General features: G+C 55.2%; 1 protein-coding gene. It reads left to right on the top strand.

Translation table 11 applies throughout. The features are described from left to right. Nucleotides 1–390 (top strand): FCD domain-containing protein (locus NKK50_RS31260; RefSeq protein WP_352544379.1); only part of this gene is annotated, 390 nt, incomplete at its 5' end. Nucleotides 391–717 lie beyond the last annotated feature (327 nt).

The following is a 717-nucleotide window of genomic DNA, read 5'->3' as shown; positions in this document are numbered from 1 at the left end:
CTTGAAGGATGGGCAGCGGAACTTGCGGCGGAAAATGCCTCGGCGACCTTCATTCGTGACTTGGAGCATCTTCATCTGGTCTATTGCACGCATCGGAGGGCTCACGACACCAGGGCGAAGATTGAGGCAAACGCCAAGTTTCACTTCGCTCTATATGCCCAGTCGAAAGCGCCCAAGCTTTTGGCGATCATCGACAATCTTTGGGTGACAATCGGCCCCACGCTGGGCCTTCTCGCAAATCGGGGATTCGAAGACAACGACGGGGAGAGATTTCACGACGCCGCAATCTCTGCACTTAAGGCAAGAAACACTGCCGCCGTCCAAGCCGCGATAGTCAATGATATACTCACCGCCCGTCTGAAGATCCTGCAAATCTTAAAGTCTGAATAAAAAGGATGATTGAAATCAAGCTTTTGCGATTATGCGGAGTGATGATGTCATCCACCTTGTCGAATCCGATTGCTGGCGAGGCGCAATACTATCGAGTGCTACATTTGATTTCCTCTGCGTCCACGTCGGCTCGAGCAGCGCGGCAGGATACGGTCGCATCATGCTGGCCAGGACCAGTTCATCAACAGCTGGCTGGCGCCGCCGGCTGTGCTAGTTGTTGGCTTGGTCAGGGATCGTACGGCGACTCTGAGCCACATCGCTAGCCATTTCCACGGACCGGCGGGCCTCCAACTGTCGCCGGGTGCAGCGCTCTTCCGTTTGCCCGAT

This window comes from Mesorhizobium sp. M0001 (assembly GCF_040324255.1).
Taxonomy (GTDB): domain Bacteria; phylum Pseudomonadota; class Alphaproteobacteria; order Rhizobiales; family Rhizobiaceae; genus Mesorhizobium.
Note: the sequence above shows the minus strand (reverse complement) of the source record. Positions and strands in the feature narration are given on the sequence as shown.